Raw genomic sequence first — 12,002 nt, 5'->3', positions numbered from 1 at the left:
GCGCCAGGTGGCCTGACTATCTAACACCTGTCCATGCCTGCCCGGGCATTGCACCCGGGCGGCATGACCGTATTACTCAGCCGGCTTTTTCAGCTTCGGATTAGGGAAGAACTGCACGGTCTGCACCTTGGCCGGCGCGGCTTTCGGCGTCAGGTGGTTGACCCGGGTGCCCAGTTCTTTCGGCACCGACAAGCCCTGCTCGTTGAGGGTGTCGGTAAAGCCGCAAGCCACACACTCACGGTGCGGTATGCCGTCTTCGTTCCACATCATCAGCTTGTCGGGCTCGCTGCACGCCGGGCACACGGCACCGGCAATGAAGCGCTTCTTTGTCTTGTTCACAGCTACCTCACTCATGCTGCAGCGTCCTCGGTGAGACCACTGTGGCGCAGCAATGCATCGATGGAAGGCTCACGGCCACGGAAGTCGACGAACAGCTCCATCGGCTCGCGCGAACCACCACGGGCCAGGATCGCCTCGCGGAAGGCGCGGCCGGTCTCGGCGTTCAGCACGCCTTCTTCCTCGAAGCGCGAGAAGGCGTCAGCCGACAGCACTTCGGCCCACTTGTAGCTGTAGTAGCCCGCCGCGTAACCGCCCGCGAAAATGTGCGCAAAGCTGTTGGGGAAGCGGTTGTAAGCCGGCGGGCGCATGACCGACACCTCATCACGCACACCTTCGAGCACCTGCAATACGCTGCGGCCGTCGCCATGGCTGGCGTGCAGCTCGAAATCGAACAGCGAGAACTCCAGCTGGCGCACCATCATCATGCCCGACTGGAAGTTTTTCGCGGCCAGCATCTTGTCCAGCAGGTCCTGGGGCAGGGCGGCGCCGGTTTCGTAGTGACCCGAAATCAGTGCCAGGCCTTCCGGCTCCCAGCACCAGTTTTCCATGAACTGGCTTGGCAGCTCGACCGCATCCCAGGCCACGCCGTTGATGCCGGACACGCCGGCATGCTCGATGCGGGTCAGCATGTGGTGCAGGCCGTGACCGAACTCGTGGAACAGGGTGGTGACTTCATCGTGGGTCAGCAACGCGGGCTTGCCGGGCGCGGCCGGAGTGAAGTTGCACACCAGGTTGGCCACCGGGCTCTGCAGCTGGCCGCCGACAGTGCGGCGACGGTCACGGGCGCCGTCCATCCAGGCGCCGCCACGCTTGTTGGCGCGGGCGTACAGGTCGAAGAAGAAACGGCCAACGTGCTGACCATTTTCCTTGATCTCGAACAGGCGTACGTCCGGGTGCCAACTGTCGAAGCCTTCAAGCTCGGCGATTTCGATGCCGTACAGGCGCTGCACGATGCTGAACAGGCCGCCCAGCACCTTGTCGATCGGGAAATAGGCGCGCAGGGCTTCCTGCGACACGCTGTAGCGCTGCTCGCGCAGCTTCTCGCCAAAGTAGCCGGCATCCCAGCTGGCCAGCTCGGGGCAGCCTTGTTCGGCAGCGTAGGCCTTGAGCTGTTGCAGGTCCTGGGCGGCGAACGGCTTGGAGCGCTTGGCCAAGTCACGCAGGAAGCTCAGCACCTGGTCGCTGGACTCGGCCATCTTGGTGGCCAGGCTCAGCTCGGCGTAGTTCTTGTAGCCCAGCAGTTCGGCCAGCTCCTGGCGCAGGTCGAGGATTTCGCGCATCACCGGGCCATTGTCGAACTGGCCGGCATTCGGGCCCTGGTCGGAGGCGCGGGTGCAGTAGGCGGCGTATAGCTCTTCGCGCAGGGCGCGGTCACTGGCGTAGGTCATCACCGCGTAGTAGCTGGGGAACTCCAGGGTGATCAACCAGCCGTCCAAGCCCTTGGCCTGGGCTGCAGCGGCCATCTGCGCCTTGGCCGAATCGGTCAGGCCGGCCAGCGCAGCTTCGTCGGTAACATGTTTGGTCCATGCCTGGGTGGCGTCGAGCAGCTGATTGGAGAAACGGCTGCCCAGCTCGCTGAGCTTGCTCTGCACCTCGGCGTAACGCTGCTGCTTGTCCGCTGGCAGGTCGATACCCGACAGGCGGAAGTCACGCAGGGCGTGCTCGAGGATAGTCTTTTGCGCCACGTCGAAGCTGGCGGCCTCCGGGCTGTTGATCAGCGCCTGGTAGGCTTCGAACAGCGCGCGGTTCTGGCCCAGTTCGGTAGAGTAGGCACTCAGGGCTGGCAGGCAAGACTCGTAAGCCTCGCGCAGCTCGGCGCTGTTGCACACCGCATTGAGGTGGCTGACCGGGCTCCAGGCCGCGCCCAGGCGGTCGTTCAGTTCGTCCATGGCCAGCACCAGGCCGGCCCATGTAGGGTTCTTGCCCTGCTTTTCTAGGATCTCGGCAATGGCTTTACGGTTGTCGGCCAGGATCGCTTCGATCGCCGGCAACACGTGTTCGGCACGAATTTGCGAGAAGGGCGGCAGATCGTGGGATTGCAGAAGCGGGTTGTTCGCAGTCACGGTTTGGATACCTTGGCAGAAGAAACACTGCCCCATCTTAATTACAATCGACGCCGACCGCAGCAGGCAGCCTGCCTATCGGCACAGATGAGAGACGCTATCATGGCCATTCGCAGCTTCCAGCAACACACTCCGAAAGTTGGGCCCAGGGCCTTCGTCGACCGTTCGGCGGTGGTGCTGGGCGACGTGGAGATCGGTGAAGACAGTTCGGTCTGGCCGTTGACCGTGGTGCGCGCCGACATGCACCGCATCCGCATTGGCGCGCGCACCAGCGTGCAGGACGGCAGCGTGCTGCACATTACCCATGCCGGGCCTTTCAACCCGGACGGTTTCCCGCTGATCATCGGTGACGAAGTGACCATCGGGCACAAAGTGATGCTGCATGGCTGCACCTTGGGCAACCGCATCCTGGTGGGCATGGGCAGCACTATCATGGACGGTGCCATCGTCGAGGACGAAGTGATCATCGGCGCTGGCAGCCTGGTGCCGCCAGGCAAACGCCTGGTCAGTGGCTACCTGTACATGGGCAGCCCGGTGAAACAGGCCCGGCTGCTGAATGACAAGGAGCGCGCATTTTTCTCCTACAGCGCCGGCAACTACGTGAAGCTCAAGGACCAGCACCTGGCCGAAGGCTACGATCAACCTGAATGACCGCATTCGCGGGCGCGCCCGCTCCCACGGGTTCAGTGGAGCCATCAAGGCCTGCGCTGTACCTGTGGAAGCGGGCATGCCCGCGAAGAAGGCCACGCAGCACTCAAGTGGAACCCTGTACATGCACCAGCAAAACATCCTCTTCGACCTCGACGGCACCCTGACCGACCCACGCCTGGGCATCACTCGCTCGATCCAGTACGCCCTGGCCAAACTGGGCATCGATGAACCGGACCTGGCCCGCCTCGAGCATTTCATCGGCCCACCCCTGCTGCAGGCTTTCATGCAGTTCTACAACTTCGACGAAGCCAAGGCCTGGGATGCGGTGAACTTCTACCGGGAGCGCTTCCGCGTGACCGGGCTGTACGAAAACCTGGTGTTCGCTGGCGTCCCCGAATTGCTCGAAGCCCTGAACGGCCAGGGCCGCACGCTGTACATTGCCACGTCAAAACCGTGGGAGTTCGCCCGCGAAATCGCCCGGCACTTCGCCTTCGATCATCACTTCAAGGTGATCTACGGCAGTGAGCTGGACGGCACGCGCACCAACAAGGTCGAGCTGATTCGCCATTTGCTGGATGAAGAAGGGCTGGACCCTGCACAGACGCTGATGATCGGTGACCGCAAGCATGACCTGATCGGCGCGCGCAGCAACGGGCTGCAGGCAGTAGCGGTGGGGTACGGGTTTGGCAGCCGGGAAGAGTTGATGGCAGAGGAGCCTGCCTTCCACTTTGCCACCTTGGCCGAGATGCATCAGGCATTCCTCAAGGCGTGACGGCCCTGGGGGCTGCCTTGCGGCCCCCTGGATCTTACCGGCCAGCCATCAACCCCTGTAGCGCTGCCTTTCTCTCATCAATGGGCAAACGCCCCAATTGCTCGACTTGCTCATAAAACCGGGCCCAGTCACCATCAACCTCATGGAACAGCGCGGCAAACGCCGGCACCCACTGGTCATACAGCCCGAACGGCAACAACTTGGCATTATTCATCGGCCCATGCATCCAGGCGTCATAGCGTTTGTCCCCACCCCATTGGCCATCACGCAACTGCCGGTATTCCTGCCTTAACCGGTCGAACTCCGCCCGCTTGGCCAGCCGCTTGTGCGCATCATCCAAAGGCCCGTCATAAATGGCCTGCAATCGCTCACGACAGGCCAGCACCAGGCGGATGAACTGGTCACGCTGCTGCTGCCTCTGCCCTGCGCCAACCGCTGCCAGCCCGCGCGCCGCCCGCCATTGCCGCGTGCCCTCCTGCTCGACGAACGAGGCGAAGGATTCATTGAATTCGGTATCGTCCTGCACGTAGAAGCGCTGGTGGGCCAGTTCATGGAAGATCAACGTAGCCAGGCGCTCATCGCCCCAGCCCACCATCGACGACAGAATCGGGTCATCGAACCAACCCAGGGTCGAATAAGCTTCCACGCCGCCGACGTAAACATCCAGGCCATCCTGGCGCATCAACGCCGCCGCGCCCCGCGCCGCGCCTTGCTGGTAGTAGCCGCGGTACGCCACGCACCCTGCTATCGGAAAGCAGTGCGTTACCGGTTGCAACGACAACTCGGGCGTGGCGAACACATTCCACACCACGTAGGGGCGGCCAAGGTCGGCGTATACCCGGTAGCTGCGGTTGTCTGGCAGTTTCAATTGCTGGCTGGCAAACACCCGCGCCTGTTCGGCCTGTTGCAGGTGCGCGCGCAAAGGTGCAGGGGTAGCAGGGTCGGCCAATACCTGCTCTACAGGCTGCCGCGCCCGCAGCAATTGCCACTGTCCCTGGGCCAGCTGCCCATAGTAGGCGGCATTGCTGCAACCGTTCAGCAGGAGCGCCGCAAGCAGCGGAACCAAACGGGTGAAAATGCGGTCGAGTGCCCCAAGGCCTGAGCGCTGCATAAGAAAAAGTCGAAGCATCCGGTACTGTCTGACTCGCTCAAGACCATTTCGCTCCAAGACTATCTCGCCAAGGGGGAGTTTCGCCATGCGTGCATTGTTGGTCGCCGGCTCACTGTTGTTGATCTCTGCCTGTTCAACATTGCCAGACCCAGACCCGAATCAGGCGTGGGTCGACCTCACGCGCTACGGCAACACCTCGCTGTACGCCGTGCAGGTAGATGAGCGTGACTGGGCTGACAGCCGCTATTTCGAGGTTCAACCCGGCAGCCACGAACTGACCGTGCGCTATCAGTTTCCGGTTAATCCCAGCAATATCGGCCCCGTCAATGAGCCACTATGGCGCGATTGCCAGGTCAAGCTGACCTTCAAGGACTTCAGCGCCGGGCAGCGTTATCAACTGCAGGCTGGCAGCATTGGCTTCCGCCCTTGGATAAAACTCTACGACCACCAGCAAAAACTGCTGGGTCAAGGGCTGCCGGCGGGTTGTCAGCGCACCTGAACCGCACAAACGGCGCTATGCTTGTTACTTGTAAATCGCAAGTGGGAGTTTCGCCATGCGCCAGCCCATGATGCTGATCGCCCTCAGTACACTGGGGGCTTGCGCCAGCCCCTTGCCGCCAGTCGACCCGAAGCAGGCGTGGGTCGACCTGTACACCATGACTCCCGGCCGGGTGATCATGGCCGACCGCCTCGATGGCAAGCGCCTGGAGGATGGCCGTTACTTTCAGGTGACGCCGGGCAAGCACGAACTGGTGGTGCGCTTTGATTATGAAATCTACTCGGGCGGCATCATGTCAGAACCCAGGGACCGAACCTGTTACCTGACCGTACGCTTTGACAACTTCAAGGCCGGCGAGCGCTATCGCCTGGAGGCGCGAGCGCCAGTGATGGAGCCGCAGGTGCTGCTGTATGACGCCAACCGCAAGGTGGTGGTGAACGAGCCTAGCGAGGTGTTCTGCATACCGTGAATTCGGGGCTGCATTGCAGCCCCGAGCTCTGATGCTTATCGATCGTTCTTCTGGTAGATGATCTTCTTCGTCCCGCCATCGCAGGTCCCGACGACCATGTTCTGGTCCTCGACCTCGCTGTTGGGCACGATCTCCAGCGTGTAGGACGTAACCCCTTGGGCCTGGATCTTGGCCTCGATCTCGGCTTTCAGCTCCTCGCATGGCTTGACGGCCGCCAGCGCAGACGTGGCGACAAGGGTAGCCAACACAGCGATAGCTACGCGAATCATGGAACGGCTCCTGGAAAGGGCAGTGGCGCTGCCGACGTTCTTTAGACTACAGCAAACCACTACCGTTGCACCGCTTCACCCCACCAATGCGGCATCCAGGCTGATCTTCGCATTCAAAACCTTGGACACCGGGCAGCCTTCCTTCGCCTTGCTGGCAATCTCCAGGAATTGAGCCTCGCTGGCCCCGGGTACCTTGGCCCTGAGCACCAGGTGCACGGCAGTAATGGCAAAACCGTCCGCTTGCTTGTCGAGCGTCACCTCTGCAGCCGTGTCGATCCGCTCTGCGGTAAGCCCCGCCTCGCCGAGCATCATTGATAGCGCCATCGAGAAACAACCGGCATGCGCCGCGCCGATCAGCTCCTCCGGGTTGGTACCGGGTGTGCCCTCGAAACGTGTATTGAAGCCATAAGGGTTCTGCTTGAGTGCGCCGCTTTCGGTAGAAAGCAGACCTTTCCCATCCTTCAGGCCACCTTGCCAGATCGCCGATGCTGTCTTTTTCATGATGCCTCCTGATCACTGGGTTGCTTGCCTACGGTTCAGAGGCCCGCCGCCTGCCGCAAGTTCAGAGCAATATGCTTGCAGGCATTGAATCCAACGAATGCGCCCATACAGAATCAAAAAGGCCTCTGGCCAATCATTCTTGCGGAGGCTCCATGACGCAGCTGCGTGACCTGAAGATTTCTACCCTGGACCTGGTGCCCGTGCGCGCCGACGCCGGCCCCGCGCAATCGCTGCGCAACTCGCTGGACCTGGCGCAGCATGTCGAGCGCTTTGGCTATAACCGTTTTTGGGTGGCCGAGCACCACAACATGGACGGCATCGCCAGTTCGGCGACTTCGGTGCTGATCGGCTACCTGGCCGGTGGGACCTCACGTATTCGCGTGGGCTCTGGCGGGGTAATGCTGCCCAACCATGCGCCGCTGGTAATTGCCGAGCAGTTCGGCACCTTGGCCAGCCTGTATCCGGGGCGTATCGACCTTGGCCTGGGCCGTGCGCCGGGTTCGGACCAAATGACCGCCTATGCCCTGCGACGCGAGCGCGCTGGCAGCCCGGATGACTTCCCGGACGATGTCGAGGAGCTTTCGCGCTACCTCGGGCCACGCACCGATGATCAAAAAGTGATCGCCGTACCCGGGCACGACACCGACGTGCCAATGTGGTTGCTGGGATCCAGCCTGTTCAGCGCCCAGCTGGCCGGCATGCGCGGCATGCCCTACGCCTTCGCCTCGCATTTCGCACCACGCTACATGCACGAGGCGATTCGCGTATATCGCAACCATTTCAGGCCCTCGACCACGCTGGATAAGCCGTATGTGATGCTGGGCATACCCATGGTGGTGGCGCAGACCGACGAGAAGGCCGAATACCTGGCAACCTCGGTCTACCAACGCATCCTGGCGCTGATTCGCGGACAGAGCCTGATGCAGAAGCCACCCGTGGAGAGCATGGATGGGCTGTGGTTGCCCCATGAGCGAGAGACGGTGGGCAGCTTCCTGGGGTTGGCCATGATTGGCAGCCCGCAGAAGGTAAAGGCCAAGGTAGAAGTGCTGCTGGACCAGACGGGTGCGGATGAACTGATCTTTACCTGTGACTTGTATGAACATGCGGACCGCATTCGGTCATATGAGCTGATGGCGCAGGCCCTCAAGACCGAGTGACCCTCGTCGCGGGCTCGCCCGTTTCCACAGGTTGACTGAAGCCTTCAAGGCCTGCGCTGTACCTGTGGGAGCGGGCAAGCCCGCGAATGAGCGGGGCCATCAGCCGCGGCGGTACACAATCTCCTTGGTGCCGGCCTCGCAGCTACCAATGACCTTGCCCGCCGGCTCGCCTTTTTTGACGATCTCCAGCTTGTAGCCAGTGACGCCCTTGGCATCCAGCTTGGCCGCAATTTCCGCCTTCAACTCCTCGCACGGTTTGCCCGCTGCCAGCGCACCACCGGCCAGGGTCATCAGGCCCAGCGCCAGAATCAGTTTTTTCATCACTCGCTTTCCTTGTGCAGATGAAATCAGAAGGGGACCCCACCAAGGCGCCCCGTTCCTGAATACCTCATCACGCCGAGATCATGCAGCCCGACGCTATATCAGCTATTGGCGATACGGAAGCCGACCTTCAGCGTGACCTGGAAGTGCGCCGCCTTGTTGTCACGGATATGGCCACGGGTATCGACCACTTCGAACCATTCCAGGTGCTTGATGCTTTTGCCGGCTTCAGCCAGAGCATTGTTGATGGCGTCTTCGATACTGGTGGGCGAAGACCCTACCAGTTCGATTTTCTTGTAGGTGTGATGATCGGTCATGAGTGCTCTCCATGGGTGACAGTGAGTTTCAGCCTAGCAGCGCAGGCCTGGTTTACCTGCGAGCAGTCACTGTCAGCGAAAGTTCGATCGCACTTTCTCGCAGGCCAAGGGTCGCAAACCTTAGAGCCCATACTGCAAAGGAGAGTCAACATGCACCGTAACTCGCTGCGTAAAACGTCCCTGGAAAGCATGGAAGCAGAGATCGAGAGCCTTCTGAAAAGCTTGGAAAACCTCAAGCATGATGCGTCGGAAGAGTCCCAGAAGTCGGTGAAGGCAATCCGCAGCAACGCTGAAAGCGCACTGCGTCATTCGCGCAGCCTACTGAGCGATGCGTACGAGGAAGTGAAGCAGCGCACCCGCCAGACCGGCATAGCCACCCGGGACTACGCCCAGGAACACCCCTACACAACCGCTGGTGTGGCCATTGGTGCGTTGGGCCTGCTGGCGGCCTACCTGATGTGCAAGCGAAACTAAGCGCCCTGCCGCGCAAGTTCCGCCCGTAACCACTGCGCCAACTGCTCGGCGCGCCCGTCTGCGGCGCGCCGTGGCACCCACAATGCCAGCGCCGCCTGGGTAGGTGAAAACCCCCACGGCGCACTCAAACGGCCCGCCCGCAGGTCATCGGCGACCAGTGGCTGCGGTGCAATCGCAACGCCCAATCCGGCCACGGCAGCTTCCAGCAGGTAATACAGGTGCTCGAAGGCCTGGCCATAGTGAATGGCCGCCGGGTCCAGGCCCTGTTGCACCGCCCAGGTCGGCCAGGCTTGCGGGCGTGAAGTGGTGTGCAGCAAGGCTTCGCCCAGCAGTGCCTGGGCGGGCGCCCCCCGCAAGCGCTGGAAGCCTGCGAAATGCGGGCTGAGCACCGGTCCGATACATTCCTCGGCCAGCACATGCACCTGCATATCCGCCGGCCACGGTGGCTCGGCATACACCAGCAACGCATCCAGCCCAGGCCGCCGCGGGTCAAGGTCGCCCTCACCCGCCGACAGATGCAAGCGCAGCTCAGGCAAATCCGCCTGCAACCGCCCCAGCCGCGGGATAAACCAGCGTGCCAGCAGGCTGCCCGAGCAGCCCAGCACGAACGGCGCCTCGCTCACATCACGGCTGAGTTCGGAACACACGCTGCGCAGCCGGTCGAAGGCCTCACCGCTGGCATCGCGCAGACGAACGCCTGCATCTGTGAGTTTGATGCCGCGCCCGTCCTTGACGAACAGGGCGACGCCCAGATGCTCCTCAAGCACCTTGATCTGCCGGCTGACGGCGCCGTGGGTGACGTGCAGCGCTTCAGCTGCCTGGCTGACACTGTTCAGCCTGGCTGTAGCCTCGAAGGCACGCAGGGCATTGAGGGGAGGGAGGTCGTGGGCCATTTTACCTGTGAGTTTTTCTGACAAGTTTGCGCAATCTTATCGGTTTTCAGCCGAGCTTGCCGTGGTTAGAGTAAAGCCCATCACTCATTCACTACGCCTTGGAGCGCCCCATGTCCCAGTCCCAATACCGCCCCGGCCCCGACGCCAATGGCCTGTTCGGCTCGTTTGGCGGCCGCTATGTGGCCGAAACCCTGATGCCACTGGTGCTGGACCTGGCCCGCGAATACGAAGCTGCCAAGGCAGACCCCAAGTTCCTTGAAGAGCTGGCGTACTTCCAGCGCGACTACATCGGCCGCCCTAACCCGCTGTACTTCGCCGAGCGCCTGACCGAGCATTGCGGCGGGGCGAAGATTTTCTTCAAGCGTGAAGAGCTCAACCATACCGGCGCGCACAAGGTGAACAACTGCATCGGCCAGGTGCTGCTGGCCAAGCGCATGGGCAAAAAGCGCCTGATCGCCGAAACCGGCGCCGGCATGCACGGTGTCGCCACCGCCACCGTCGCCGCGCGCTTCGGCCTGCCTTGCGTGATCTACATGGGCGCTACCGACATCGAGCGCCAGCAGGCGAACGTGTTCCGCATGAAACTGCTGGGCGCCGAGATCGTGCCGGTTACCGCCGGCACCGGCACCCTGAAAGACGCCATGAACGAAGCCCTGCGTGACTGGGTTACCAACGTCGAAGACACCTTCTACCTGATCGGCACTGTGGCTGGCCCACACCCGTACCCCGCCATGGTCCGCGATTTCCAGTCGATCATCGGCAAAGAGACCCGTGCCCAGTTGCAAGAGAAGGAAGGCCGCCTGCCTGATAGCCTGGTTGCCTGCGTCGGCGGTGGCTCCAATGCCATGGGCCTGTTCCATGAATTCCTCGAAGAGCCAAGCGTGCAGATCATCGGCGTTGAAGCCGGTGGCCATGGCGTACACACCGACAAGCACGCCGCCAGCCTGAACGGCGGCGTACCGGGCGTGTTGCACGGCAATCGCACCTACCTGTTGCAGGACCAAGACGGCCAGATCACCGATGCCCACTCTATTTCCGCAGGCCTGGACTACCCGGGCATCGGCCCGGAGCACGCCTATCTGCATGAGGTAAAGCGCGTCGAGTACGTCAGCATCACCGACGACGAAGCATTGGATGCGTTCCACGCAACCTGCCGCCTGGAAGGCATCATCCCAGCCCTGGAAAGCTCCCACGCCTTGGCCGAAGCGATCAAGCGCGCACCGAAGCTGCCCAAGGACCACCTGATGGTCGTGTGCCTGTCGGGCCGCGGCGACAAAGACATGCAAACCGTCATGAACCACATGGCCGCCCAGGAGAAACAGGCATGAGCCGTCTTGAACAACGCTTCGCCGAGCTGAAGGCCGAAGGCCGCTCGGCACTGGTCACCTTCGTCACAGCTGGCGACCCGGGCTACGACGCCTCGCTGCAGATCCTCAAGGGCCTGCCGGCTGCTGGCGCCGACGTGATCGAGCTGGGCATGCCGTTCACCGACCCGATGGCCGATGGCGTGGCCATCCAGCTGGCCACCCTGCGCGCCCTTGAAGCTGGCCAGACCTTGGCCAAGACCCTGCAGATGGTTCGCGAATTCCGTGTGGATAACCAGACCACGCCAATCGTGCTGATGGGCTACTACAACCCTATCCACCGCTTTGGTGTGGACACGTTCGTGACTGAAGCCAAGGCAGCGGGCGTCGATGGCCTGATCATCGTCGACCTTCCGCCAGAGCACGACGCCGAACTGGCTACCCCGGCCCAGGCCGCAGGCATCGACTTCATCCGCCTGACCACCCCGACCACCGACGACGCGCGCCTGCCGCGCGTGCTGGAGCGCAGCTCCGGGTTCGTCTACTACGTGTCGGTGGCCGGCGTGACCGGCGCCGGTTCGGCGACCACCGAGCATGTGACCGAAGCCATTGCCCGCCTGCGCCGGCATACCGATCTGCCGATCAGCGTTGGCTTCGGCATTCGCACGCCGGAACAGGCTGCGAACATTGCCCGCCTGGCGGATGGTGTGGTGGTGGGCTCGGCACTGGTCGACAAGATCGCCCAGGCCAAAAGCGCCGATCAGGCGGTGACCGATGTATTGAGCTTGTGCTCGGCATTGGCTGAAGGGGTGCGCGCCGCACGCCGCTAAACCGCGTCGTCTGCTTCGCGGGTAAACCCGCT

General features: G+C 62.3%; 16 protein-coding genes. 8 read left to right on the top strand and 8 right to left on the bottom strand.

The genetic code is table 11. From position 1 onward, the window contains the following. Positions 1-72: 72 nt before the first annotated feature. Positions 73-354 carry a YheV family putative metal-binding protein gene (locus GST84_00565; GenBank protein ID XGB10932.1) on the bottom strand — a complete coding sequence of 94 codons (282 nt, stop codon included), beginning with the start codon at positions 352-354 and terminating at the stop codon, positions 73-75. Further along, on the bottom strand, positions 351-2,438 hold the full coding sequence (gene prlC, locus GST84_00560; protein XGB10931.1) for an oligopeptidase A: 2,088 nt from the start codon (positions 2,436-2,438) through the stop codon (positions 351-353). Before prlC ends, GST84_00565 begins: the two co-directional genes overlap by 4 nt. Before the next feature lie 66 nt (positions 2,439-2,504). On the opposite strand from prlC, the gene GST84_00555 reads away from it, so the two are divergent. Beyond that, positions 2,505-3,053 carry a gamma carbonic anhydrase family protein gene (locus GST84_00555; protein XGB10930.1) on the top strand — a complete coding sequence of 183 codons (549 nt, stop codon included), beginning with the start codon at positions 2,505-2,507 and terminating at the stop codon, positions 3,051-3,053. 121 nt (positions 3,054-3,174) lie between these two features. Beyond that, positions 3,175-3,825 (top strand): HAD hydrolase-like protein, encoded by a 651-nt coding sequence (locus GST84_00550; protein XGB10929.1) that lies wholly within the window; start codon positions 3,175-3,177, stop codon positions 3,823-3,825. A gap of 34 nt (positions 3,826-3,859) precedes the next feature. Here GST84_00550 and GST84_00545 read toward each other — a convergent pair whose 3' ends face one another. Beyond that, complete coding sequence (locus GST84_00545; GenBank protein ID XGB10928.1) at positions 3,860-4,936, bottom strand: aminopeptidase; 1,077 nt, start codon at positions 4,934-4,936, stop codon at positions 3,860-3,862. 85 nt (positions 4,937-5,021) lie between these two features. On the opposite strand from GST84_00545, the gene GST84_00540 reads away from it, so the two are divergent. Together GST84_00540 and GST84_00535 are read left to right on the top strand one after the other, a co-directional pair. Next, on the top strand, positions 5,022-5,435 hold the full coding sequence (locus GST84_00540; GenBank protein XGB10927.1) for a hypothetical protein: 414 nt from the start codon (positions 5,022-5,024) through the stop codon (positions 5,433-5,435). A 55-nt stretch (positions 5,436-5,490) separates the two neighbouring features. Next, positions 5,491-5,904 (top strand): hypothetical protein, encoded by a 414-nt coding sequence (locus GST84_00535; GenBank protein ID XGB10926.1) that lies wholly within the window; start codon positions 5,491-5,493, stop codon positions 5,902-5,904. A 35-nt stretch (positions 5,905-5,939) separates the two neighbouring features. Here GST84_00535 and GST84_00530 read toward each other — a convergent pair whose 3' ends face one another. Together GST84_00530 and GST84_00525 are read right to left on the bottom strand one after the other, a co-directional pair. Next, complete coding sequence (locus GST84_00530; protein ID XGB10925.1) at positions 5,940-6,173, bottom strand: DUF1161 domain-containing protein; 234 nt, start codon at positions 6,171-6,173, stop codon at positions 5,940-5,942. A 75-nt stretch (positions 6,174-6,248) separates the two neighbouring features. Continuing rightward, complete coding sequence (locus GST84_00525) at positions 6,249-6,674, bottom strand: OsmC family peroxiredoxin (GenBank protein ID XGB10924.1); 426 nt, start codon at positions 6,672-6,674, stop codon at positions 6,249-6,251. 152 nt (positions 6,675-6,826) lie between these two features. Here GST84_00525 and GST84_00520 point away from each other — a divergent pair, with 152 nt between their 5' ends. Then, positions 6,827-7,831, top strand: a complete 1,005-nt coding sequence (locus tag GST84_00520; protein XGB10923.1) for an MsnO8 family LLM class oxidoreductase — start codon at positions 6,827-6,829, stop codon at positions 7,829-7,831. A 99-nt stretch (positions 7,832-7,930) separates the two neighbouring features. Here the strand turns inward: GST84_00520 and GST84_00515 are convergent, their stop codons facing one another. Together GST84_00515 and GST84_00510 are read right to left on the bottom strand one after the other, a co-directional pair. Next, positions 7,931-8,152, bottom strand: coding sequence for a DUF1161 domain-containing protein (locus tag GST84_00515; GenBank protein ID XGB10922.1), 222 nt, complete (start codon positions 8,150-8,152; stop codon positions 7,931-7,933). Between the two features lie 101 nt (positions 8,153-8,253). After that, positions 8,254-8,469, bottom strand: coding sequence for a dodecin flavoprotein (locus GST84_00510; protein XGB10921.1), 216 nt, complete (start codon positions 8,467-8,469; stop codon positions 8,254-8,256). A gap of 150 nt (positions 8,470-8,619) precedes the next feature. On the opposite strand from GST84_00510, the gene GST84_00505 reads away from it, so the two are divergent. After that, complete coding sequence (locus GST84_00505) at positions 8,620-8,943, top strand: DUF883 family protein (protein XGB10920.1); 324 nt, start codon at positions 8,620-8,622, stop codon at positions 8,941-8,943. Here the strand turns inward: GST84_00505 and GST84_00500 are convergent. Next, the gene (locus tag GST84_00500) at positions 8,940-9,836 is read right to left on the bottom strand and encodes a LysR family transcriptional regulator (protein ID XGB10919.1); all 897 of its coding nucleotides are present in this window, start codon (positions 9,834-9,836) and stop codon (positions 8,940-8,942) included. The genes GST84_00505 and GST84_00500 overlap by 4 nt on opposite strands. Positions 9,837-9,946: 110 nt before the next feature. Between GST84_00500 and trpB the strand changes: the two genes are divergently transcribed. Next, positions 9,947-11,164, top strand: a complete 1,218-nt coding sequence (gene trpB, locus GST84_00495; protein ID XGB10918.1) for a tryptophan synthase subunit beta — start codon at positions 9,947-9,949, stop codon at positions 11,162-11,164. After that, positions 11,161-11,970 carry a tryptophan synthase subunit alpha gene (locus tag GST84_00490; protein XGB10917.1) on the top strand — a complete coding sequence of 270 codons (810 nt, stop codon included), beginning with the start codon at positions 11,161-11,163 and terminating at the stop codon, positions 11,968-11,970. Before trpB ends, GST84_00490 begins: the two co-directional genes overlap by 4 nt. The last annotated feature ends 32 nt before the right edge of the window (positions 11,971-12,002 follow it).

This window comes from Pseudomonas putida (genome assembly GCA_041879295.1).
Classification (GTDB): domain Bacteria; phylum Pseudomonadota; class Gammaproteobacteria; order Pseudomonadales; family Pseudomonadaceae; genus Aquipseudomonas; species Aquipseudomonas putida_Y.
This window is presented reverse-complemented; position numbering and strand designations above follow the sequence as displayed.

Coding starts and splice junctions, on each gene's coding strand:
- GST84_00530 (XGB10925.1), bottom strand. CDS start 6,173: ATGATTCGCGTAGCTATCGCTGTGTTGGCTACCCTTGTCGCCACGTCT.
- GST84_00510 (XGB10921.1), bottom strand. CDS start 8,469: ATGACCGATCATCACACCTACAAGAAAATCGAACTGGTAGGGTCTTCG.
- prlC (XGB10931.1), bottom strand. CDS start 2,438: ATGGGGCAGTGTTTCTTCTGCCAAGGTATCCAAACCGTGACTGCGAAC.
- GST84_00525 (XGB10924.1), bottom strand. CDS start 6,674: ATGAAAAAGACAGCATCGGCGATCTGGCAAGGTGGCCTGAAGGATGGG.
- GST84_00505 (XGB10920.1), top strand. CDS start 8,620: ATGCACCGTAACTCGCTGCGTAAAACGTCCCTGGAAAGCATGGAAGCA.
- GST84_00490 (XGB10917.1), top strand. CDS start 11,161: ATGAGCCGTCTTGAACAACGCTTCGCCGAGCTGAAGGCCGAAGGCCGC.
- GST84_00500 (XGB10919.1), bottom strand. CDS start 9,836: ATGGCCCACGACCTCCCTCCCCTCAATGCCCTGCGTGCCTTCGAGGCT.
- GST84_00540 (XGB10927.1), top strand. CDS start 5,022: ATGCGTGCATTGTTGGTCGCCGGCTCACTGTTGTTGATCTCTGCCTGT.
- GST84_00520 (XGB10923.1), top strand. CDS start 6,827: ATGACGCAGCTGCGTGACCTGAAGATTTCTACCCTGGACCTGGTGCCC.
- GST84_00545 (XGB10928.1), bottom strand. CDS start 4,936: ATGCAGCGCTCAGGCCTTGGGGCACTCGACCGCATTTTCACCCGTTTG.
- trpB (XGB10918.1), top strand. CDS start 9,947: ATGTCCCAGTCCCAATACCGCCCCGGCCCCGACGCCAATGGCCTGTTC.
- GST84_00565 (XGB10932.1), bottom strand. CDS start 354: ATGAGTGAGGTAGCTGTGAACAAGACAAAGAAGCGCTTCATTGCCGGT.
- GST84_00515 (XGB10922.1), bottom strand. CDS start 8,152: ATGAAAAAACTGATTCTGGCGCTGGGCCTGATGACCCTGGCCGGTGGT.
- GST84_00555 (XGB10930.1), top strand. CDS start 2,505: ATGGCCATTCGCAGCTTCCAGCAACACACTCCGAAAGTTGGGCCCAGG.
- GST84_00550 (XGB10929.1), top strand. CDS start 3,175: ATGCACCAGCAAAACATCCTCTTCGACCTCGACGGCACCCTGACCGAC.
- GST84_00535 (XGB10926.1), top strand. CDS start 5,491: ATGCGCCAGCCCATGATGCTGATCGCCCTCAGTACACTGGGGGCTTGC.